The 22,289-nt window shown below is 50.9% G+C and carries 15 protein-coding genes and 1 pseudogene; 11 read left to right on the forward strand and 5 right to left on the reverse strand.

Translation table 11 applies throughout. The features are described 5' to 3' along the window. The first annotated feature begins 57 nt into the window (after positions 1–57). On the forward strand, positions 58–576 hold the full coding sequence (locus KUV72_RS10595; protein WP_222238284.1) for a L,D-transpeptidase: 519 nt from the start codon (positions 58–60) through the stop codon (positions 574–576). Positions 577–684: 108 nt separating this feature from the next. On the opposite strand, the gene KUV72_RS10600 is transcribed toward KUV72_RS10595, so the two are convergent. Together KUV72_RS10600 and pilB are read right to left on the reverse strand one after the other, a co-directional pair. Next, positions 685–1,824 (reverse strand): type II secretion system F family protein, encoded by a 1,140-nt coding sequence (locus KUV72_RS10600; RefSeq protein ID WP_261317440.1) that lies wholly within the window; start codon positions 1,822–1,824, stop codon positions 685–687. Positions 1,825–2,253: 429 nt separating this feature from the next. After that, positions 2,254–4,086, reverse strand: a complete 1,833-nt coding sequence (gene pilB, locus KUV72_RS10605) for a type IV-A pilus assembly ATPase PilB (protein WP_315857878.1) — start codon at positions 4,084–4,086, stop codon at positions 2,254–2,256. A 228-nt stretch (positions 4,087–4,314) separates the two neighbouring features. Here pilB and KUV72_RS19980 point away from each other — a divergent pair, with 228 nt between their 5' ends. The 8 genes and pseudogenes from KUV72_RS19980 to KUV72_RS10645 all read left to right on the forward strand — a co-directional run bounded on the left by KUV72_RS19980 (position 4,315) and on the right by KUV72_RS10645 (position 15,282). Further along, positions 4,315–4,845: a prepilin-type N-terminal cleavage/methylation domain-containing protein gene (locus KUV72_RS19980; RefSeq protein ID WP_315857879.1), complete on the forward strand. Its 531-nt coding sequence runs from the start codon at positions 4,315–4,317 to the stop codon at positions 4,843–4,845. A 35-nt stretch (positions 4,846–4,880) separates the two neighbouring features. Next, on the forward strand, positions 4,881–6,329 hold the full coding sequence (locus tag KUV72_RS10615; RefSeq protein ID WP_222238286.1) for an MBL fold metallo-hydrolase: 1,449 nt from the start codon (positions 4,881–4,883) through the stop codon (positions 6,327–6,329). Between the two features lie 37 nt (positions 6,330–6,366). Beyond that, positions 6,367–7,959, forward strand: coding sequence for a lipopolysaccharide biosynthesis protein (locus KUV72_RS10620; protein WP_222238288.1), 1,593 nt, complete (start codon positions 6,367–6,369; stop codon positions 7,957–7,959). A 467-nt stretch (positions 7,960–8,426) separates the two neighbouring features. Then, positions 8,427–9,617, forward strand: coding sequence for an O-antigen ligase family protein (locus tag KUV72_RS10625; RefSeq protein WP_222238290.1), 1,191 nt, complete (start codon positions 8,427–8,429; stop codon positions 9,615–9,617). A 964-nt stretch (positions 9,618–10,581) separates the two neighbouring features. Beyond that, positions 10,582–11,124 carry an acyltransferase gene (locus tag KUV72_RS10630; protein WP_222238291.1) on the forward strand — a complete coding sequence of 181 codons (543 nt, stop codon included), beginning with the start codon at positions 10,582–10,584 and terminating at the stop codon, positions 11,122–11,124. Between the two features lies 1 nt (position 11,125). After that, positions 11,126–12,328 (forward strand): glycosyltransferase, encoded by a 1,203-nt coding sequence (locus KUV72_RS19985; RefSeq protein ID WP_222238292.1) that lies wholly within the window; start codon positions 11,126–11,128, stop codon positions 12,326–12,328. 549 nt (positions 12,329–12,877) lie between these two features. Further along, positions 12,878–13,999, forward strand: a pseudogene (locus KUV72_RS10640) (IS3 family transposase). A 176-nt stretch (positions 14,000–14,175) separates the two neighbouring features. Continuing rightward, complete coding sequence (locus KUV72_RS10645) at positions 14,176–15,282, forward strand: glycosyltransferase family 4 protein (RefSeq protein WP_222238293.1); 1,107 nt, start codon at positions 14,176–14,178, stop codon at positions 15,280–15,282. Positions 15,283–16,396: 1,114 nt separating this feature from the next. On the opposite strand, the gene KUV72_RS20055 is transcribed toward KUV72_RS10645, so the two are convergent. Then, positions 16,397–16,624 carry a helix-turn-helix domain-containing protein gene (locus KUV72_RS20055; RefSeq protein ID WP_222238295.1) on the reverse strand — a complete coding sequence of 76 codons (228 nt, stop codon included), beginning with the start codon at positions 16,622–16,624 and terminating at the stop codon, positions 16,397–16,399. A gap of 197 nt (positions 16,625–16,821) precedes the next feature. Here KUV72_RS20055 and KUV72_RS19990 point away from each other — a divergent pair, with 197 nt between their 5' ends. Continuing rightward, positions 16,822–18,096, forward strand: a complete 1,275-nt coding sequence (locus tag KUV72_RS19990) for a sugar transferase (protein WP_315857880.1) — start codon at positions 16,822–16,824, stop codon at positions 18,094–18,096. Continuing rightward, positions 18,093–19,472 (forward strand): O-antigen ligase family protein, encoded by a 1,380-nt coding sequence (locus KUV72_RS19995; protein ID WP_222238297.1) that lies wholly within the window; start codon positions 18,093–18,095, stop codon positions 19,470–19,472. The genes KUV72_RS19990 and KUV72_RS19995 overlap by 4 nt, the downstream gene beginning before the upstream one ends. A gap of 57 nt (positions 19,473–19,529) precedes the next feature. On the opposite strand, the gene KUV72_RS10665 is transcribed toward KUV72_RS19995, so the two are convergent. Then, positions 19,530–20,666, reverse strand: a complete 1,137-nt coding sequence (locus KUV72_RS10665; protein WP_222238299.1) for a PIG-L deacetylase family protein — start codon at positions 20,664–20,666, stop codon at positions 19,530–19,532. 127 nt (positions 20,667–20,793) lie between these two features. Then, positions 20,794–21,981: a glycosyltransferase gene (locus tag KUV72_RS10670; RefSeq protein WP_222238301.1), complete on the reverse strand. Its 1,188-nt coding sequence runs from the start codon at positions 21,979–21,981 to the stop codon at positions 20,794–20,796. Positions 21,982–22,289: the final 308 nt, after the last annotated feature.

The raw sequence follows: 22,289 nt of genomic DNA on the forward strand, positions 1-22,289 counted from the left end.
GCGTCGAACAGGCAACACGGCAGGTACAGCTGCAGCGGACACAAACAGGGAGAGACGATGCAGACACCGCGACTTGAAGCATTGCCGCCCGCCGATAGCGTGTGGGTGGAGGTCGACACCTCCACCCAGCAATTGACCCTATGGCGGGGCAAGCAGCCGGATTGGCAGTGCCTGGTGTCGACCGGCGTTGCCGGCACTGGCCAGCAAGAGGGCAGCGGCCAGACGCCGCTGGGCTGGCACTACATTCGCGCTGCTATTGGGGGCGGAGAGCCAGTAGGTACCGTCTTCCGTGGGCGCCGGCCAACCGGAGAGGTGTTCGACGCCGAGCTGGGCCGTGACAACCCCGATCGGGATTGGATACTGACGCGCATTTTATGGCTGTGCGGCCTGGAACGGGGCGTCAATCGCGGCGGTAACGTCGACTCCCAGCGGCGCTACATCTACTTCCATGGCACTCCACCGGACAAGCCTATGGGCGTGGCCGACTCCCACGGCTGCATTCGACTGCGGGACGACGACCTGCTGAGGCTGTTCGATCAGGCCCCCCCAGGGACTCCGGTGTGGCTGCACAATTAAGGGTGCCCGCTCAAGAGGTCTGTCAGGCCGCCATTACCGGCCTGAACTGACAGCGCTTAGACTGGGCTTAACGATACCCTCGACGCGTCGTGCCTGGATGAGAGCCCGTTACACCACATTGCCCAATTGGAAGATGGGCAGATACATCGCCAGCACCAGGCCGCCGACCACCACCCCCAGCACCACGATGATCAGCGGCTCCAGCAGGCTGGTCAGCGTATCGACCCGGTCATCTACCTCACGCTCATAGTGGTCGGCTACCCGGCTTAGCATGCTATCCAGGGCGCCGGCTTCTTCCCCGATCGCCACCATCTGCAAGGCTAGCGACGGAAAGCGCTTTGTTCGCCGCATCGCCAGGTGCAGCCGCTGGCCGCTGGCGACATCGGCCTGCAGCGCCAACACCGCCCGGCGATAGACATCGTTGCCGCAGGCACCGGCAGCGGTTTTCAGTGCGGTTACCAGCGGTACCCCCGCCGCAAAGGCGGTGGCAAGGGTGCGGCAGAAGCGCGCCACCGCCGCGTGATCCAGAATCGTCCCCACCACCGGCAGCCGCAGCGACAGGGCGTGAAGCTTGAGACGGGCCGCCTGGGACTTCGCCACCCGCCAACGAACCGTCGCGATCAAGGTGAACAGACTTCCCAGCGTGGCCAGCCACCAGCGTTGGGCAAACTCCGACAGCAGAATGGTCCACTGGGTCATGGCAGGCAGGCTCGCGCCCACTCCGTCGAACATCTGCTCGAATTGGGGCACCACCTTGATCAGCAGGATCGCGCTGACCGCCATACCCACTGCCACCACCGTGGCGGGATACCAGAGCGCCTTGCGCACGCGCCCCTTCAGCAGCTCGCGTTTTTCGAGGTGATTGGCCAGGCGATCCAGCATCTGGTCCAGGGTGCCCGACTGTTCGCCTGCCGCAACCAGATTGACGTACAGGCTGTCGAAGGCGGCTCCCTGTCGGGACAGCGCCTGCGCCAGGCTGGCACCGGCACTGACATCCATGCCCAAGGCCTGCACGATCAACCGCATGGCGGGGTTGGACAGGCTGTCAGCCAGCACCCGAAAGGCCTCCAGTAATGGCACACCGGCAGTCAGCAGGGTGGCTAGCTGGCGGGAGAACAGCATCAGGTCCCTGGGCTTGATCTGTCGTTGGTATCGGGCCAATTTGCCGGCGGGTTTGAGCTTACGCGGCGTGATGCCCAGCAGGTGCAGTTGACGCTGCGCATCGGGTCGCTTCGATGCCAGCAGCATGCCGGTGCAGGCCAGGCCCTGGCGATCTTCTCCCTTCCACTTCCAGCAGAGCTGCCGTTGCTGCGCGGACCTTGACCGCCCAGCCGTATCTGCTCGAGCACCTGAGCGCACATCAGGCCTGACACCCGGGCCGCCGATGGGGTGATGAAAAGCGTCGACAGCAGGGGGAGGTGAAGCGACGCGCTCCCTGCCGGTAGGCAGGCCGGCGATCAGGCGAGTGCTCTGATCCGTTCCGCTGTGATCATCTCCATGTCCAGCACCAGAACTAGAACCAGGACCAGCACCAGAACCAGGATCAGCACCGGGACCGTCGCCAGTGGACTGGCGGTGATCCCGATACACAGGCGAGGGTGAGGGAGAGGACGAACGGTCGCGGAAGGGCACGTGGTCTGCATCTCGCATCAAGAGTTAGAGGAAAGAGGAAAGCCGCTACGCCGTAGTGATGCGGCAGACCTCCGTCAGACTGGTGACGCCTTCCATCACCCGTTCCAGGCCACTGCGGCGCAGATTGGGAAAGCCCTGGCTGCGGGCGAGGGTGTCGAACTCGTCGGCGCTGCCGCCGCTGAGAATCAGTCGGCGCATGTGCTCGTCCACCGGCACGACCTCGAACAGCCCCACACGACCCTTGTAGCCCTGGGTGCACTGGCGGCAGCCGACGGCGTCATAGAAGCTGCCCTGCTGGGCCTGTAGCGGACTCAGCCCGTGATGGATCAGCACATCTTCGGGTAGCTGTACCGGCACCTTGCAGTGGGGGCACAAGCGCCTTGCCAGACGCTGGGCCACGATAAGGGTGACCGCGCTGGCAATATTGAAGGATTCGATCCCCATGTTGGCGAGCCGGGAGAGCGTGTCGGCGGCGGAGTTGGTGTGCAGCGTCGATAGCACCAGGTGGCCGGTCTGGGCTGCCTTGATCGCGATTTCGGCGGTCTCCCGATCGCGAACTTCCCCCACCATCACCACGTCCGGGTCCTGGCGCAGAAAGGCCCTCAGGGTGTGGGCGAAGTCCAGCCCGATACGTGGCGCCACGTTGACCTGATTGATCCCAGGCAGCTTGATCTCCACCGGATCTTCTGCGGTGCAGATATTGCGCTCGGTGCTGTTGAGCAAGTGGATGCCCGTGTAAAGAGTGACCGTCTTGCCGCTGCCGGTGGGGCCAGTCACCAGGATCATCCCCTGGGGGCTCGCCAGGGCCGTCTCGAACAGCTGGCGCTGGCTGGGTGAAAACCCGAGCTGTTCAATCCCGATACGGGCGGTGGCGGAGGCCAGCAGGCGCAGCACCAGTTTCTCGCCGTAGACCGTAGGCAGGGAGTTGACGCGAAAATCGATATCCTCGCCGTCGTCCAGTTGGACCTTGATGGTGCCATCCTGCGGCAGGCGCCGTTCGGAGATATCCATGCGCGCCATGACCTTCAAGCGTGAGGCGATGCGGCTGCGCAGGTTGAACGGCGGCTGAGCGACTTCATGGAGCAGCCCATCAATGCGAAAGCGAACGCGAAAGCGGTCCTCGAAGGGCTCGAAATGGATATCCGAGGCGCGCTTTCTGACCGCGTCACGCAGGATGGTATTGACGAACTTCACCACCGGGGCATCGTCTGCCTGGCTGGTGAGGCTAGCCGTCTGGCCGCTGCTAAGGTCCTCGTCGAGCTCACTGTCGTCTGCTGCTACCCGGCGCGGCTCCGCCCGGTTGAAACGCTCACCGCGACTCTGGCCCTGCGCTGCAACGGATTGGCTGCGGCTTGGTGGCGCCTCAGGGCCCAGTTCGCCAATGGCATCGGCAATATCCTCGGCATTGGCCTCACCCAGGTAGGCGTCCAGTAGCAGGGAGAGCTTGTCCATGGGCGCCAGGGCGGGTTTTAGTGGCTTGCCCACCACGAACTGCAGCTCACCCAAGCGAGCGAGCGTGGACGGGTAGGGCACGGCCACGTGCAGATGGTCGTCATCCAGGACCAGGGGCAGTACCTGGTGTTCTCGCAGTAACGCCTGGGGGAAGTGGCTGAGGGGCGGCAGCTGCTCCGCCACCACCGTACTCAAATCGGTAAAGTCGAGGTTGTACTCCTCCGCCGCTGCGCGAGTCGCGGGACCGGGTTCGACGCGTCCCGTCTCGACAAGATGGCGCAGCAGCGTGCTGCCTTGGGCCAGGGCGTCGTGCTCGGCGCGTAGCGCCTCCAGCGGTGGCAGCAGGCCCAGGGCCACCAGACGTTGCCCCAGGCCGCTGTGTGGCCCCTGGGCGTGTCTGTCCCCCACAGTTTGATCAAACGGCACAATGGTTCCTCTGCGAGCCAGTATCCAGCGTCGACAATAGCGCCAGTTTACGCCTCAGCGAGTGGTCAATTGCGCCGCAGCGCGTGTTTTGCGCTAGCAACCCGACGCATATCAAGGTTTCAGCGCGCTCAGGCCTGCGCGGCACGAGGTCCGGCGTACTATCCCGATATTCCCCGCCGCACCTCCCGGTCCGGCGATACGTCAAGTCCCATTGAGGAGAGAGTCGTCATGGACGCACACCATCCGTCACACGCGGCGACAGCGTGCACTGAAGTCCGTATTGCGAGTGCCATGCAAAAGCCCACCACCACGGCTTCGGCTGCCGAACCACGCGCCGCGACGCAGACACAGCCGACACAGCGGCAAGGGCAGGGTGGCTTTACCTTGATCGAATTGCTGGTGGTCGTGGCCATCATTGGCCTGCTGTCCGCCATCGCGATACCTCAGTACACCAACTTTCAAAAGCGAGCGGCGGTGAATGCCTGCAAGGAGGAGCTCGCGGCCGCACGAACGGCGCTATCGATAGACGGAACTCTTGCGGAGGTGGACGTGGCTAACACGGGGCTGAAGGACGCCTATTCCTGGTCTGCCTGTCTGGACTCCAGTGTGAAGTACACGGCAGGCGTACAAGGAACCGGCGGCACGGCGGATAAGGACGGTGAGCTATACGCAACCCCCTCCTCAGAGAAATTCAAGACGGAAGCGGTGAAGTTGATCATTCCTCCCGTTATGGATGTTGATGACGCCCTCGGCAGTTAAGCGTCAATAACGCAGCAAACGCCAAAGGGTCGCTAATGTCCGACAGATCCACTGAAGAAAATCGTTTACCGTCGGATTTTCCGGCGATTGTGCATCACGGTGGCGCCGACGGCGTCACCGGGAGCTGTCACCGGCTCCAGATCACCCCACACCAGGCCATTCTGATCGACTGCGGGCTGTTTCAGGGCAGCGAACTGAAAGGGCAGAGCAGCTTCGAGCGCCACCAGATCGAATTTTCCGTCGATGATGTCGTTGCGCTGGTCGTTACCCACGTGCATATCGACCATGTCGGGCGCCTTCCTTATCTTCTCGCCGCCGGCTTCACAGGCCCCATAATTTGTACCACGCCCAGTGCCAAGCTACTACCGCTGGTAATTGAAGATGCACTGAAAATTGGCTTTACCAGAGATAGAAGACTCATCGAGCGGTTTCTTGATAGAGTCGAGATGCATCTTGAGCCAAGTCCTTATGGTGTCTGGAAAAGTTGCATAGACGAAGACCAACTCAAGGTCAAGGTGCGTCTCCAGAACGCGGGGCATATACTCGGTTCTGCATACGTTGAAATTGATGTTGAGGACCAGCGCGCCAGTCTGGATAATCGCTACGTCTTTTCGGGGGACCTGGGGCCGCCCGACACTCCGCTGTTGCCGGACCCCACCCCATTGGAAAAAGCCGACGTCCTGGTGCTGGAAAGCACCTATGGGGATCGTCGGCATGAAGGCCGCAGGACGCGGCGCGCACAGCTCAAGGAAATGATTTATCGTGCACAGCGCGAGGGCGGTAGCGTGGTCATTCCGGCCTTCAGCATCGGCCGCACGCAAGAGCTCCTCTATGAGATAGAGACCCTGCTGCACGACCTGCCGGGCCAGCACAAGGCAGAAAGCCCAGGCCCCGAGCCCAGCCAAGCGCCTCCGATACCCATGGTGGTTGTTGACTCACCACTGGCTGCTAGGTTTACCAAGGTCTACCGCGAGCTAAAGCCCTGGTGGGACAGTGAAGCGAAGCAGCGACTCGAGGACGGCCGCCACCCCCTAAGCTTCGATGGCCTTGTGACCATCGACAGCCACGATGACCACCTCGTCATGGTAGAACGGCTGGCCGAGACGACTACCAGCGCCATCGTGATCGCCGCCAGCGGCATGGCCACCGGAGGTCGCGTCGTCAACTACCTCGCACGACTGCTCCCAGACCCTAGACACACCGTGCTTTTCGTCGGCTACCAAGCCGAAGGCACCCCAGGGCGAGACATCCAGAGGGCAACACCAGGCAGCCACGTCCGCCTCGAAGATAAAGAAGTCGCCGTCAACGCCGCGATCAAGACGATCTCCGGCTTTTCCGCCCATGCAGACCAACAAGACCTGCAGAACTTTGTGCAAAGCACCAAGGAACCGGTGGGGGAGGTGAGGTTGGTGCATGGGAGTGAGGGGGCGCGGAGGGGAGCACAAAGTATGATTGCACTAAATAGTAGAAAAACTTTCTTTTAGGCTAATAAATGAGGTTGCGGGAACTAGGTGACCCGGCTTGAAGCCTATTAGCTATGAGTCTTTAGTTTGGTCGAATGTAAAGAACCCTGAAAAGCATGCCACTGTTAAAAATATTAAACAGCATGCAAATTGCCGATCAGTGGTTTCCCAAGGATTTGGACGTCGAGGTATATTCTTTTTGGTAAATAGAAGCTTGAAAAAAAGCGGAAAGGTAGGTTTTTTCTGGATGCTCATGGGTACAATAGGGCAGAACATACTGCAGGTTGCCTCACTATTAGTTCTAGCGAGATTTCTATCTCCTGAAGATTTTGGTGTGGTAAGTTTGGCGGTAATTATTGTGTCCTTCTTGAAGGTTTTTTCGGAGCTTGGGGTTGGGCCTGCTTTAGTCCAGAAAAAAAATATTAGCGTAGTAGATATCGGCACTGCTAACGTTATCTCGTTATCATTGGGGCTGGTTTGCGCATCAGCAATTTACCTTTCGTCTGCAGGGCTGGCGGACTTCTTTGGGATGCCACAGCTTGAGGATGTGCTAAAAGTGCTTGCTCTGATGCTACCAGTTGCCTCACTATCAGTTGTTGGCCAGTCACTAATGCAAAGAAGACTGCGCTTTAAGAGGTTGTCGTCCTATATTTTCATAAGTTATTTGTTAGGATATGGATTCGTTTCAATTGGCATGTCTATTAATGGCTATGGCATCTGGTCGCTTGTTTTTGCACATTTGACACAGTCCGTAGTGATGCTCGCCTTGCTGCTTATATGTGCACTTGACTCCAGACGTTTTGGATTTAACGTGAAAAGTGCGATAAACATGATGACATTTGGCGTAGGCTATTCGTTAGCAAGGGTGGCGAATTTTTCTGCAGGACAAGGAGATAATATTGTAATAGGAAAGCTTCTGGGTGCCGAACAACTTGGGTTATATGGCAGAGCTTATCAAATAGTTACATTCCCTGCGATCATGTTTGGAAGTGTAGTAGACAAAGTCTACTTTCCGATTATGGCTGAGATGAAAAGTGACTATGAGAATCTCTCCAGGCTCTATGTTTCATCAGTCTTGCTATCATCTTTATTGTTTTCATCTGTTGCGTTTTATTGCTATGTTTTTTCGAATGAAATAGTGCTGATCCTTTTTGGAGAAAGCTGGATAGAAATGGCACCAATTTTAAAAATCCTGTCTTTTGCTATGGCTTTTAGAATAGGCTATAAATATAGTGATAATTTGGTTATGGCTGTAGGGCGTGTATATAAACGCGCAACGATTCAGGTCTTGTATGCATCGTTTGTAGTTATTTTTGCTGTTGTGGGTTCGACGTGGGGAGTAGAGGGAGTCGCTGTAGGAGTAGTTGTAGCTGTGATGCTAAATTATTTTTTAATGATGGTTATGGTATGGAAAATTATTTCGTTTAGTTGTTTGCATGTGCTAATTCATCATGTAAAGCATTTCTGCCTGGCGGCGATAGCCACTAGCGTGTATGTCTTTCTTTTCGGAATCAATGAAAATGAGGGAATACCTAGCTTTCTACTTCACAGTTTAGTGTATTATATGATTTTTTTTGCGCTATGTTACTGTGTAAAAGGCGCTCTAAAAGAAGAAATTGATTCAATTAGGTTTGTCATAAAAAAAGATTGATTGTGATGCAATAGATTGAAGTTACGTACATGCTGGCCATGCCTCCACTGTGGTGATATCTATCGGGTTTGTAGGGGGGGGGCGCGTTAGGCATGTTTAATTTGATCCAAGACATAATTAAAACAGGTGTATGAGTATGAATTGGATTATAAGTTTTTAGATCAGATAGTCACTGTAAAGAAAGCAATTTCTCTATTATGAAAACTTAAAAGTACAAAGGAATGTGCGACAATGTCATTAACAGTTGACAGTAAAGTGAAAGGTATATAACTCTGTCAGCGAGCTGATGAAAAAACTATTACAATGAATTGAAGATAAGGTTTTCTCGGTTTAGTGAAGTAAAAAAACGTTGTATATGCATCCGGTTTAATAAGTTCATAATACGTAGCCTTGTTCGAGAGTTTTCGGATATGGGCCGGATGGAGTAGAGTTTAAATTGTGCTGATGACACTATAGTTAGAGATATTATGACGCAATTTGGTGAGGGTGTTAGAGTACTACAAATGACTAGGCAGATTACAGTAGGACTGCTTTTTGTGGTGGCGGTTCACTTGCGGGATGTTCTTCCTAGCGGCGTGACGGAAGTATTATTGCTGTCTGCACTATTTGCCTTTGTAGCAAGAAAAGTTAAGATAAATAGATATCTTGTGAAATTGATTTTTATTTTGCTGCTCTTTGCCTTTTTTTACGTTTTATCTTTTTTTGTTGCCGTTCGGCACGAAGCCACAACGTTAAATACGGTTTTTATACTATTGTATGGAATGGTTGTTTTTGCTATTTTCTTTCAGTATTTGGAATCACGAGAAAACAACACGTCACTTATTATTTTCGTAAGAGTAACCTCGCTCCTATCTGTCATCTATGTGCTTGCATGGGGAATGAAAATTATAGGATATAGTCATTTCGATGGCTTGCTTTATATTAGGGGAAGTAATGTGCGGGTGATGGGATTTTTAAATAATCCGAATTATTACTCGCTATCAATGTTGTTTTCTTTTTTTGTAAGTTTATACCTCTTTAGGTTAAAACAAGTAACGTGGATATGTGTCTTTTTAATATCGTTGGGTGTGATTTTTTCTCTGTCGCGCGGTGCTATTCTTGCTATATCGTTATTCATTCTAGTGACTTTTTTAGAGAAACGTTTTATTACTAATCTAACTATATGTATAGCCATTTTTATCTTAGCGTGTTTTTCTTTCCTGCTATATGAGACTGGATTTGCTGCAGATGTCTTTACGTTATTATTTGGAAGATTTGCAGACAGCGGTGGTGGCGCCGCGGCTCGGCTGAGCTCATTGATGCTTGGTTGGCATTCCTATTCAAGTGATTTGCAACATTTTTTATTCGGTGTGGGGCCTGGAAATTTGCTTAGCTTGATGGAGAACAATCCGCACAATTCTTTTGCGAGGATTCTTTTCGAAAGCGGGGTTTTAGGGTTTCTCGCTTACGTGACTTTTATTACAGTATTGCTGCTGAGTGCCATCAGGCAAACATTATCTGGCAGTGCTTTTGCTTTAGGAATGGTGCTCTCACTGATAGCCTTCTCTTTGACGAATGATTATTACTTGGTTAAAGATTTCTGGCTCATACTTGCTCTGGCTGCTTATTGTTGCCAATCAGGTCGTTTAGAGAGTGGCTGTCGGTTTGGCAGGCGATGAGTGAGTTAGACAAAGATTGTAAATGTCAACATCGATGAACTCTCAGCAGGATGTAAAGCGCCAACCCTCCCGATCTGAAAAGACTATTTGTAGTGTAGCCATCAGGAGGGTGAATTGAGAGCAACAAACCCAGCGTCAAACGCTGGATGGCGAGGCGCAAAGCCGCTGAAGCGCCTCCTCCTGAGCTATAGTGCTGCTATTAGGAGGATGAAATGGGCAACAAATCTACCGTCAAACGTTGGACAGCGAAGCGCAAAGCCGCTGTTATGGATATCTTCAAGGGTAAGGCCACCGTCGCTGAAGTAGCTCACCAGAACGATCTCGCCGTCTCCCAGATCTAGGGTTAGATAGACCAGGCCCAGCGCAGCGTGGAAAACGGGTTCAGCGGCTCTCCGGAAGGACGTTCGCGAGCAGTACGAATCTGAACTGCGGGAGACTAAAGAGGCGCTAGGTAAGGCCCGAGCGGTGATCCGCCGAGCGTTTTGGTACTACGACAAAGAGCGGCCACCGTAGACTCTAGGCTTTGTCCCCTGAGTAAACGGGTTATTAGCCTAGTAAGGTGAGTGAAAACTAGAGGTGTATTACCCACCACAATGCGATTGGGATAATCAGGCCAGAGATTTTTTGATGCCCGAATTATCGCTTACACCGATATCCACTAATGCTGAGGAAGGTCATTTGTCCAGCCTTTGACTTTAGGTTAACTACTCATGCCCTTGTATGGAATCCTACATTATAGACTTAAAGTTCGGGAGGCAGCACCCAATATAAATATAGTGATAATTTCTGGATGGTTTTTTAGATAAACTAAAATTTACACCTATTGTCTTGCGTGAAAAAAATAACGGAACTTTTTAAAAAGCTTCGCTGCTGATCCGTCTTAAATTTTAAGTGCTGACGTTAATAAATCTTCTTTTTTATTAGACATGGGAGCTATTTAATGACAGGAAGACGACTGTTTAGGGTGGCTGAATTGCCGCTGCGCTTCCTAGCACTTATGCTAAAGCTACTGCCTGAAAGTGCCTTGGCATGGCTCTGGAGTGCCATTGAGTTTCTTCCAGGAAAAATTGGTGTTGCGCTGCGGTATTCTTTATTGTTGAGACTCGCTCAACGTGTGGGTAGAAACGTTTATATCGGTAAGTATGTGAAAATAGCAGGATGGAAAGACTTGTGTATAGGCGATAATGTAAGTATGCACAGGAATTGTTATATTGATGCTAAGGGCGGACTGGAAATTGGAAATGATGTTTCGATCGCACATTCATGTTCTATATTAACGTTTGAACATGACTGGGAAGATCGATCTTTACCTATTAAGTATAATAAAATATTGTATAAAGGGGTGGTAGTGGAAGACGATGTTTGGATTGGATGTGGCAGCCGTATTCTCGCTGGTGTTACCATAAAAAAAAGAACTATTGTAGCTGCTGGCTCGGTAGTTACCAAAGGTACGCTTGGGCATTGTATAGTTGCAGGAGTTCCAGCAAGAAATATTAAGGATATTTGACGTGATTAAGAAGGATGGCACTAGAGTTTTGTTCGCGCACGACCATGTGTTTCGCCGCGATGCCGATGGACGAATTTATTCTACTGGTGGGCTTCCATCGGTTTCTTGGAATAGGTATTTAAAACACTTTGATCAAGTTACTGTCTTTGCTAGATGCTCAGGAGATTATATTAGCGCCGAAGAAAAAGAGGCGCTAGTTGTTTCTTCTTGTGAAAGTGTCCGGTTTGAGTTCGCGGAAAGTGTGGCTAATTTAAAAGCTTTTGTTCGGGGGGGGGGGGAAGCTTCTGTAAGAGTTGCACAACTAGTATCTTCACATGATGCTGTGATAGCTAGATTGGGCAGTGAATTTGGACTTCTCGCAGTCCGTGAAGCGAAAAAGCAAGACAAGCCTTATGCTATAGAGCTAGTAGAGTGTCCCTGGGACTCTTATTGGAACTATGGAGGACTGGTACCTAAACTGTATGCACCAGTAATGTACACGCGTGTGAGACATGCTGTCCAACAATGCAATCATGTGCTATATGTTACAGAAAAATTCTTGCAAAAACGGTACCCCACCAGGGCTGACAATACAGCAAGCTGTTCTAATGTGGATGTTAAGAAAGTAAGTCACGATATTTTGTTGTCGAGGGTCAGCAAAATAGAAGAATTCAAGTGTGATGATAAGATAGTTTTCTCCCAAATAGGAAGTTTGAGCGGGCGTTTTAAGGGAATTCAAGTTGTAATTCAAGCATTAGTAATTGTCAAGAATATTTTACCAAACATTCAGTATCGCGTGCTAGGCGGTGGTGATGCATCTGTATGGCGGATGGAAGCGCGGAAACATGGTGTCGATAATCTTTGCTTTTTTGATGGTACTTTACCGAGCGGCGAACAAGTATATAAGTGGCTCGACCAAAGTGATATTTACGTGCATCCCAGTTTGAAAGAGGGGTTGCCGAGAGCGGTGATTGAAGCTATGAGTCGTGGTCTGCCGGTGCTTGGGTCAAGAGTAGCAGGTATACCAGAGTTAGTCCCTAGTGATATGTTGGTTCGGCCCGGAGACGCACAAACATTGGCTAAAAAAATGATAGACCTTGCGCGCAATAAAAAGAAGATGAAAGTTGAGGCTATCAATAACTTCGAGCGAGCAAAAGATTTTTCTTCAGAAAAGCTGGAAATTAAAAGGCTGGCTTTTTGGCAGGATTTTTGTCAATCCGTTTGAGCACGTCGTAGCAGCTGGACGGTCTACTTGACTTCGACTTAAATATCTCGACATCCGATGAACGCTACTAATTATTTGATGTGTCCTTAATCTTCTCGATCTGTACAGTCTATAGTAAAGCCCCCAAGAGGATGAATTGATTAGTTAACCTATCGTCAAACGGTTGGTGTCTAAGCGCAAAGTCGCTGTTGTCATGAATATCTCCAAGGGTAAGGCCACCGTCGCTTAAGTGGCTCGCTAGCACGATCTCACCGTAAAATTGCAGGGACGAGGCCCAGTGCAGTATGAGCCGGGTTTTGGTCTCGCCCGGAGAACGTCCGTGTGCAGTACGAATCTGAACTGCGGGAGACCAAAGAGGCGCTAGGCGAGGCCCCCTGCAGTTTCATGTGCTAAAGAATTTCGTCGCTTGCTCGAGTAAGACGAGAAGTCGTAAGGTCGCTGCAGGCGGAAATGGCTCGGCAGATCCACATGGTGCCGTTCGTAAAACTATGGCTGAGGCTCCCCGGCGGATATTGTATAACCGTCAGAGACCTCGGCTGAGGTGAGCCCATGGCAAAGCAAGCAGCTTCGATGCAGAAGACGCGTACCCGTTACTCTTAGGTCTATAGGAACGAGGCCCTGATACTCGCATAGCGTGTTAGGGTCAGTGCCGCTGCTCTAGAGCTGCGTCTTAAAGCCATTCAACTCTAACAAAGTCGGGCCAATACTCAGCTACAGCAGACTGCCTCTGCTCGCGAACAAGCCTTCGCGTAAGAGAACGCCAAGCTCAAGCGTAAATTAGTTGAAAAGTCAGAAGATTTCGAAATCGTAAAACAGCCGTGGTGCACTTCGCGAAAAGTCTGAAGTGGAGTACGCGTTCAGCGAGCAGCATCGTCAGGCCTCCAGCATTCAACAGATGTGTGCGCTTCTCAGTGTCGCCCGCAGCGGTTATTACGCCTGGCGACTTCGCGGAGGTGAACCGCCTTCTCACCGCTGCCGACAAGCGGTCATCGATCAGCGCGTGGCTCAAGTCTCTGAGTAGGGTAAGAGGAGCTAATGTGTTCCCATGCTGAGCTATGATTTGAACGATAGCGGCTTTGTCATATGCCTCTATCCCGTGCACCGTCGGCAAAACCTGCGGGCCAAAGCCGCTCTCAAGCTCAAGGCCACGACGAACTCACGGCATGGCCTTACCATCGGACCGACTCTACTGGAGCAGGACTTAGCGCTTAGACACTGAACCGAGCGACATCACGTACTTGGCTACAGGTGAAGGCTGGCTCAACCGAGAGGTGGTGATTACCTATATTTATCCAAGGTGATCAGCTAAGCGATGAGCGAGGGCATGACGGCTGATCTGGCCGTCGACGCCCTCGAGCTAGCACTGTGGAGCCGCAAGATGCCCAAATGAGTCATCGAACATAGCGGCCATGGTAGCCACTATTGTTCGAAGCGGCACAGGTCGCTGCTGACCCGCCACGAGCTCCAATGCAGCATGAGTGCTAAGGGTATAACTGCTACGACAACTCCTGCCCCAAGGGCTTCTTCCACAGGCTTAAGGTCGAGGCCATCCATTGTGAGCGATTCGAAGCGTGGGAGGCCATGCAACGACTGGTGTTCGAACACGTTGAACTAGGCTACAGTTGGCAGCGCCGGCACAGTGCGCTTGGGATGATCAGCCCAGAGTTTTAGAGGCCCGAGTGAACGCTTAGATCGGTGTCTACTACTGGATACAATCGGGTCGTGCTAACGCTTAGCAGTGCCGGTTGCTGCACATTTAGTGTCTGGCTTAGGCCGGTACTTGTTACTAGAACTTTTTTCCGTATGTCAATGTTCCATCTTTATTAAAAAGTAAGCTAGAGCTCTCAATGAAAAAAGTCATGTTTGTTGCAAATAGTGAATGGTATTTAAAAAATTTTCGTAAGAGTACCCTTTTGAGCTTTGGTAAGAAATATAGAGTTATTTGTTCCTTCCCTAATGTAGATACTGGAGAGGCATTAAATGACCTCAACGTGAAAATTAGCAAATTCTACATGAGACCAGAAAGTAAAAATCCCTTCAAAGAGGCCTTTACTATTTTTTCGATGTTTTTAAATTTCTTGAAAATGAAACCAAGTTTGGTTTTTTCATTCAACCCAAAGACAAATCTATATAGTCTCCTTTGTTGCTCTGTATTACGAATACCCTGTGTTGTCAACGTGTCTGGAGTTGGCGCAGCCTCACAACTTGATGGAATATCCGGAAGAATTTATAGGTTTTTGGCAAAGATATTATATAGAAGAGCTGAATTTGTTTTTTTTCAAAATAGTGATAATATGAGGGAATTTAAAGATAGTTGTTGGCTAAAAAATGACTCATATGACGTCCTTCCTGGATCTGGCGTAGATTTAAACCTTTTTGCACCATCTAGTGAAAAGCATGACGGCCTACGTTTTCTTATGGCTGCCCGCCTTATAAAGGCGAAGGGTGTGGAAGAATATATCTCAGCTGCTAGGCATTTTCGCTCAATTCCAGAATGTGAGTTTTACCTAGCAGGGATGTTTGATGATAGCAATAGGGCAGTTGATAGAAATACAATTGATTTGGCGGTACGAGATGGTTGTATTCAATTTTTGGGCCATGTTGAGGACATGGCTAGTTTGCTGAATCAGGTTGATTGCATTGTATTGCCCTCGTATTATCCTGAGGGAACTCCTAGGTCTCTTATTGAGGCTGCTGCTGCAGGAAAGATAATTATAACAACTGATATGCCTGGTTGTCGTGACTTAGTCCGAATTGGCCTGAACGGGTTTTTAGTTGAAACGAAATCAACGTCTAGCATCGTTGATGCGATCGGTAGGGTTATCTCTTTGAGCGATGCTAGTTTGGTTGAAATGAAGAAAATGTCGAGATTGATGGCAGAAGAAAAATATGACGAGACTATAATAATAAATAAGTATTTACGTATTGCCGCGAGAGTAACGGCGCAAGTGTAAAATAAATATTTAGTAGTATCTGTGCTGCAAAATACTTGCTCTTATAATTTTTTGATACGTTTATAGTACTAATGGTTCTTGGTTCTTGGTTCTTGGTTCTTTGTTGCAGTGCTGTATGTTTCTTGATTTTATTAAATTTAACTTCGTTATGCTAGCAAGTTTTCCACATAAGTCTGACGATCTTGTAAAATGTAGTGCTTAATTTAAGTTATTGTGTTGCTTATAGTGTCTATCGCATGCTGGTGATCGTTATTCTTAGCCAATTTATTAAAATCTAAGCAGACGGAAAGATCATTCGATGGTCTAGTCAGCAGTTGAAATACTAAATAATTCTGAGAAAAAGTAGTAGATAAGTGCAGCGCTATCTATGGGTTGATGTAGGGAGCTCATGGCACTTTGTTATTAGATCACTAGCCATTTCATCTGGAACTGTAAGTCAATAAGTTCCCGTAGTGCATGTTTATCTCCAGCGCGATACTATTCATGGTCTAATAGACTTAAGATCGTTAAGACCATACCTTAGGTAAGTACTGCAGTATGTGCCCATAGGTGTTGTCGTTGGCACCTCTCTGCACTGACTTATGGGTACAGAAATAGATGACAATGCCGGTGTGATGGGTGATCTGGGCATGTATTGGCATCTCGAGTCCTTACTTATACGTCGCGTTTTTCCTTGCTGCCAGTGGCATGCATTTAGTGTTGCGCTAAAGCTTTCGACGCTGGAGGTGGTGGTCGCATTGTTCACTTTGGTCAGGATCAGCAAGCCGGTTTTAATTTCGATACGTGTAACAACAGCGAATACGTTGTCCTCAACTTTGATAAAATCTCATTTCTAGTGCCAAGGAAATTCGCGTTTATCATCTGGGGAGCACAAAGAAAAATGCTGACCATGTCAGGAATTTGTTGACGGGTGGTGACTCGCCTACGCCGCGGGGGTTGGATGGACTTTCCTTGTTGCAAGTTGTGGATCAGCTCTTTTCCTAGCTTGCCATCGGGGAGTACGTAGATGACGTCGTAGATCGTTTCGCTTCAGACTTATGCATCTAGCAGTTGTGGGTTAGTTATATGCTTTAGCCGTAGATCTGCTGAGAGGCAAGCGTCGACGCAACAGTTGCTAGAGCAAAGCAATCACTTTTAGAATGTAGCTTTCACCGTGGCCTACAAGCGGCCCACAGATCAGGGCGATGCCGTTGCGTATAGCATGCACGGCAGCGGCCATCGGTCGATCCGTTTCGGCGGATTCTCGACTAGTTGTTGAAGGACATCGCTGAAGCAGAGTCGCCATGTTCCGGATGCTCAAGCCTTGTCGAAGGCTAATCTGGATCGTGGTGCGCTCCTTCATGCAGGGTTGGAGTAGCCCATAGACACAACACCTTACCGGTTGGTCCAGTGTTGTGGTCAGAATTTGGAGCTAAGAGCTGACTTTATTGTGACAGTATAGTTGCCGAGCATTTAAATATTATGCTCTTGAGCTTAACTTGTGACTTTCTTCTATCTCAAGAAGTCTGAAATATTTCTTATATAATACAGGACCAGCTTGTGAATTATAGCTATGAGCGTCGCCATTCTCGGTGGTATGAAAGATTTTTACTAGGACTGCCTTTCCAGTTTATAATTGGGTTGCCCTTAGTAATATTCCTACCCTCACTAGAGCGTTGGGGATGGGGGTTTTGGAACCATTTAACCGATAACCGCCTAAATACAGTTGCGGCAACGGCGTTAGCATTTACAGTCATCCTTTTTTGTCTGCGACGTTTTTCGCGTTTTCCTGGAACCCGCGTTGCCTCGTATGTCGCGCCTACGGTTAGCCTTGCCTTTCTGGTTGTAGTTGCTATTTTGTTTTTTACAAGAGAAGCATACACACGACAGGTTCTATTTTCTGGATATCTCATTTGTTTGGCATGGTTTTTTTCAGGATACTTTTTGGGAAGAAGATACAGGCGTTTGAAAATAGGTGTCGTTCCGGTAGGCAATGCTTTAAACCTAACATCCTATTCAAAAATTCAGCTTCGCAAGCTTAGCTCTCCCCAGCCTGACGGAATTCGTTATGACGCAATTGTTGCAGATCTTCGTAGTGATTGTTTGGGGCCGGAATGGGAGCGCTTTTTGGCAGAATGCACGCTCTGCCGTATCCCTGTGTACCACGTCCGCCAAATTCAAGAGTCCATGTCGGGTAAAGTTAGGATAGATCATCTCTCGGAAAATGAGTTTGGCTCACTTATGCCCTCGGCATTTTACTCTAGTGTGAAAAGGCTCGTAGATATTTTTGGCGTATTTGTGCTACTTCCAATCGTTACTCCTATCATGCTAGTAACGGCATTTCTTATTCGTCGCGAGAGCGAGGGGCCTGCACTGTTTCTACAAGAACGTATGGGATATAGAGGTAAATCTTTTAAGGTCTACAAATTTCGCAGTATGTATGTTGGAAAAAAAGGGAAGGGGTTTACCGCTGGGGAAGATGATCCTCGAATTACTAAGGTGGGCCGCATCATTAGAAAATATCGTGTTGACGAACTTCCTCAGTTATTTAATGTAATTAAAGGTGAAATGAGTTTTATTGGTCCTAGGCCGGAGTCTATGGAGCTTTCAGAGTGGTATGAAAGAGATGTGCCGTTTTTTCGCTACCGTCACGTAGTGAGGCCTGGTATATCTGGATGGGCACAGGTCGAGCAGGGGTATGCTGCTGAGGTTGAGGGAATGATTGAAAAGTTGCAGTACGATTTTTACTACATCAAGCACTTCTCTCTTTGGCTAGATGTTTTAGTCCTGTTTAAGACAGTAAAGACTATTGTCACTGGTAATGGGGCAAGGTGAGCATTTCTGTTGAAATGAATAATAAAGAAAACTCTTCGACTCCGTTTGGTAGCAGTTTTTCTCCGCGTTGGCTTGGTGCGGTACTTCTATTTATAACCTTTGCGTATGCTGCTCTTCGGATTTACATTCCAGATATCGGACAGAAGTCAGGCACTATTATCGCAGTGACTGCTTTGGTTTTCATTCTTTGGAGGGGACGTAAACTTAGATCAAGCACTGTGTTTTGGTGTCTGCTTGGAGTTGTAATTGCTCAGTTGATAAGCTGGGTAGCAGGTTTCTATCACCATCCTGATTGGCTGCCAAGCAATCCGGAAATTGATCGTTTGGGAAAATGGTTTTTGTTTGTTGGCGTGGCGTTTTGGCTTGCTGGCAGTTATTTTAACGTTAAGCTTGCATTGTCACTTGCTTTGTTAGGCTTCCTGGCGACATGTTTCTTCTTTGATGGTTCGCTTGAGCAGTGGGGGAGGGGGTTAAAGGGTCAAAGGATTGATCTTGATATTAGGAATGCCCAGCATACAGCAATGTTTTTTGGTGTGGCGTTAATCGGATTGCTTTCTTTTGTCAGACGATGCTTTTCTGGTGGACGCTTAGCTTGGTTAACCGGTACGGTTTGGGTCTTTGCCTTTGCTACATGCTTGCTTGGTGTCGTGGTTACTCAAACTCGCGCTGTGTGGCTAGCTATGGTGGTTGTCGCTTGCTTGGCGTTTTCTATTTTAGTGGTGGCAGCGTTAAGAGGGAGGTTTTCTCGTAGCGCCCGACGGCAGGTTGTTATTGCGATCGTCAGTGTTGCGGCCTTGGCTGTTATAGCGGGAATATCGTTTAATGATACACTTAAAGCTCGTCTCGTTGCTGAAAATACTGTAATGGCTCATGCTATTCAAGGTAACTGGAAAGAGGTGCCATACACCAGCATTGGAATACGTCTACATACTTGGCGGGCAGGGTTGGAGTGGTTTTCGGAGCGACCCATATTGGGATGGGGAGGTGATGGGCGCGGTCTTGTTATAGACCATACTGAGTGGTTGCCCGCTGCTATTAAGCAGCATTATGGGCATCTGCATAATACTATGCTGGACTTTCTTGTCAGCTATGGCTTGCTAGGCCTGTCTGTGATCAGTGTGCTCGTGGTGTGGACGGGCCTCGGAAGCTACAAGTCCTGGAAGGCTGGGGTAATGCCAACAGAAGTGTTCGTCTTTGGTTGTGCGTTTTTTGTTTACTACTTTATTGTGAGTTTGTTTGAGTCCTATAGTTTTTTCTGGACAGGCTCGTACATTCAGAATGTGGTGATGGGTGTGGTCGTCACCTTCATCTGGCGCTGGCAGCTTGAAACCGGCAGCTCTGTTTTTACGTTTGGACGTAAGCGAGCTGCCGCGTAAGCTAGTTTCAGCCTAAGCCAGCCGTCGCGTGAGTTGGTATGGATACCGCGACGGTCATCACTTCAGTTGGATCGAACAGAACACCTCATTAGCCTTCACGTGAGTCTGAAAGTAGTCGTGACCGCCGTACTCTTTCCACTGTTGGATGGGGACGCCGCTTAACCATCGCATTAACTGTCGTTTCCAGCGCCTTTCAAGCCCTGGCTTGCCTCCAAGATCATGCATGGAGTGCAATGCCAGGGCTTTTTGTTTCTGGGTTTCCAGGTCTAGCCGTGTGCTCATTAGCCGCCATTCGCCAAGTCTGGATGTTGCCAGCTGGGTGGGCCATACGCCGGCAGCGGCGTGAGCCGGGCCTCTTGGGAACCCTCGGGTGCTCTTTAGGTGGTTGGCATACAGCAACATCGTCTCTGGCGAGTGCTCGCTTTCTTGCATAGCGGCAAGAAGGTGTTCGGTGGCGGCTATGTGATCCGTGTGAGGGTCCAGCTCAGGGTGCGGTGTGATAACGGTGGTGGGTTTTATTTGGTTGAGCAGGGCAATTAGGTCCTGCTGCAGGCAATGCCCTGCGTTGGTTGCGTGGCCATCGCTTGGTAGTGCCAAGTGATTCCATTGGCGAAACGTGTCTGGTGTGACATCTATCGCGCTGTGTGAAGGCTGCGGCACGTCGGGGTCTGCATAAAGTGCAGCCAACGTGTCATTGAAGTAGCCAAGCATCACCAGTTGCTGAGCAGGGACGCCTGCCAAAAGAGGCGTTGTAGCGCTGTTCCAGGTTCGGATAAAGCCCTTGCGTCGTGATGCTTCCTCGAGGCTTTCATCCATGTTGGGCCAGTACTGCTTGTCGAGCTTCTTGAGCCTCTCACCGGGGGTAAGGGTAACAATCCAGGTATTGTCGGGGTGCTGGGCGTAGAGGCCGAAGGCGGCAAGCTCCGCATCATCGGGGTGGGGCGCGATGATAAGGATCGGACCACTATCAAGATCAGGCTGCGTGAACCCTAGCAGCCTTGCAGGGGTGTCTAAACGCATCTGGGAGAGGTCAAGGCGTATGTCCTCCAGGCTGTTTATGCCTGTCAGGTTGATAAGGCGCTTACCTGCCTCGTTCGACTCCAGATACTGTGTGAACAGGGGGGCACCGGCCTGGTGGGTTGTTACCGAGGGGAGTTTCCAGCGTGAACTCGCGCGATAGCTGACGTCCAACATCCACGTGGTGCTGCTGATGCTCGGTAAGCCCGGTTGAGCCCGTCGTCCTGTGCTGTCTACAGTCAGGTGCCCGTCGCTATCGATTGTGGCCGTATATTCCCAGTCAGGTCTCAGGGGAAGCTGGTGGTCACGTTGATGGGGCATAGAGCACGTCCGTTGTCTCAGGTGCCAATGCTACAAGATCGCTGATGATCCTTGGGGCTTCAAACGCTTTTACCATCGAGTCGTCGATCGTTAACGGATCCGTTACTGCCTCGCGCATCTTATCGGCGAGCGCCTCGACGGTTGGCGCGGCAAGCAAACGTGCCTGAGGTCCGGTTAGTACCTCGCCAATACCCCCTGGCACATCGCAGGCAACGCATTGGGTGCCCAGCGCCAAGGCTTCTATCAGCACAATGCCCAGGCCTTCAAAGTTGGAACTCAGCACAAGGGCGGTCGCATCCTTCATCCACGGGTAGGGGTTGTCCTTCTGGCCAAGGAAATGCACCTTGGCGGCGAGCCCCAGTGCCATCACCTGGGCTTCCAGGTGTCGGCGTTCGGAACCATCGCCAATGATGACGAGGTCGTGCTCAAGCCCCTGGTTCACGGCCTGATGGTAGGCTGCAATCAGGCGCTGTTGGTTCTTCACCGGCACCAGACGTGCGACGTGCAGCAGATAGGGTTTGTGTAGGTGAAGATCCTTATCGGCGGTAGCCATTCGCCTGATCGTGGATATGGGGACTGCGTTGTAAAGAATCTCGCCACGCAGCGGTGTGACGCCCTGGCGCTCCAGGTATTGACCTACTTCCTTCTCGACCCCGCGAGAGACAAACAGCAGCTTCTTATCCTGGTAGAGCGCTCGTGCCAGCCAGCGGCCCTTTACATCGGCGGGGAAGCGTCCGGTGACCGCTTCTACCACGCGCCAGGTGCGCTCATCGTCAAAGGCCCACAGGTTCTCGAAGGCGCCCTGACCCCGTATCAGTATCAGGTCAAAGTGCCCGTAGGTGTCCTCCAGGCCACCGATGTAGCGCTTGAATTCCTGAGAGCAGCGCTTGCCCCGCCAGATGAAGCCAGACTGCTTGATAAGTGGGGTCAGTAGCAGCTTGTCGGCCAGGTGACACAGTCGACCCAACCCCTTGCGGCTGGCTCTATCCACGTCATGGTGGTGGGTCTGGAAGGGGGCATCCGAGGGGAGGGCGCTGGCCCCTTTCAGCACCAGCAGGTGCGCCTCGTGTCCTGCGCTCTCCAGCGCGGTCGCCAGGGTCTTGGTGGCCTGTTCGATACCGCCGATGCCCATGCGTCGCAGCACCAGTAGAACGCGCTTTTTATTTGCCATCTTTCACCGCCTAGCCTGGTAGGGCTTTCCTTGTGTCAGAACCTATGCGGCGGCCCAGCCCAGACGTTTCGTTTGGTTCTCGCCACAAAGTGTTCCTACTGCAAAGTCTAGCAAGCCCACAGGGGGGCGCGTCTCGGTGGAATGAGTCCTTCGCGTGTTTCAGCAAATTCACATATAGCGAGTCGGCGTTTGGTTGAAGGCGGCGGTGTAGCGGGTGCTGACACTACCGCGTGCCGTGAGTGATCGGCAGGAAGGCTCGATCACGCATAGTGATCTGTGTTCTCATTAGCCTCTTTTCGTTGGCAGGT

The organism is Halomonas sp. DP4Y7-1, from assembly GCF_019800705.1.
GTDB classification, from domain to species: Bacteria; Pseudomonadota; Gammaproteobacteria; order Pseudomonadales; family Halomonadaceae; genus Halomonas; species Halomonas litopenaei_A.

What these genes read in the sequence shown, in the direction of transcription:
- KUV72_RS10665 (WP_222238299.1), bottom strand. Translation starts at nt 20,666, where the DNA reads ATGTTGGACGTCAGCTATCGCGCGAGTTCACGCTGGAAACTCCCCTCG.
- KUV72_RS10670 (WP_222238301.1), bottom strand. Translation starts at nt 21,981, where the DNA reads ATGGCAAATAAAAAGCGCGTTCTACTGGTGCTGCGACGCATGGGCATC.
- KUV72_RS10645 (WP_222238293.1), top strand. Translation starts at nt 14,176, where the DNA reads ATGAAAAAAGTCATGTTTGTTGCAAATAGTGAATGGTATTTAAAAAAT.
- KUV72_RS20055 (WP_222238295.1), bottom strand. Translation starts at nt 16,624, where the DNA reads ATGAAGGAGCGCACCACGATCCAGATTAGCCTTCGACAAGGCTTGAGC.
- KUV72_RS10615 (WP_222238286.1), top strand. Translation starts at nt 4,881, where the DNA reads ATGTCCGACAGATCCACTGAAGAAAATCGTTTACCGTCGGATTTTCCG.
- KUV72_RS19980 (WP_315857879.1), top strand. Translation starts at nt 4,315, where the DNA reads ATGGACGCACACCATCCGTCACACGCGGCGACAGCGTGCACTGAAGTC.
- KUV72_RS10595 (WP_222238284.1), top strand. Translation starts at nt 58, where the DNA reads ATGCAGACACCGCGACTTGAAGCATTGCCGCCCGCCGATAGCGTGTGG.
- KUV72_RS10600 (WP_261317440.1), bottom strand. Translation starts at nt 1,824, where the DNA reads ATGCTGCTGGCATCGAAGCGACCCGATGCGCAGCGTCAACTGCACCTG.
- KUV72_RS10625 (WP_222238290.1), top strand. Translation starts at nt 8,427, where the DNA reads ATGACGCAATTTGGTGAGGGTGTTAGAGTACTACAAATGACTAGGCAG.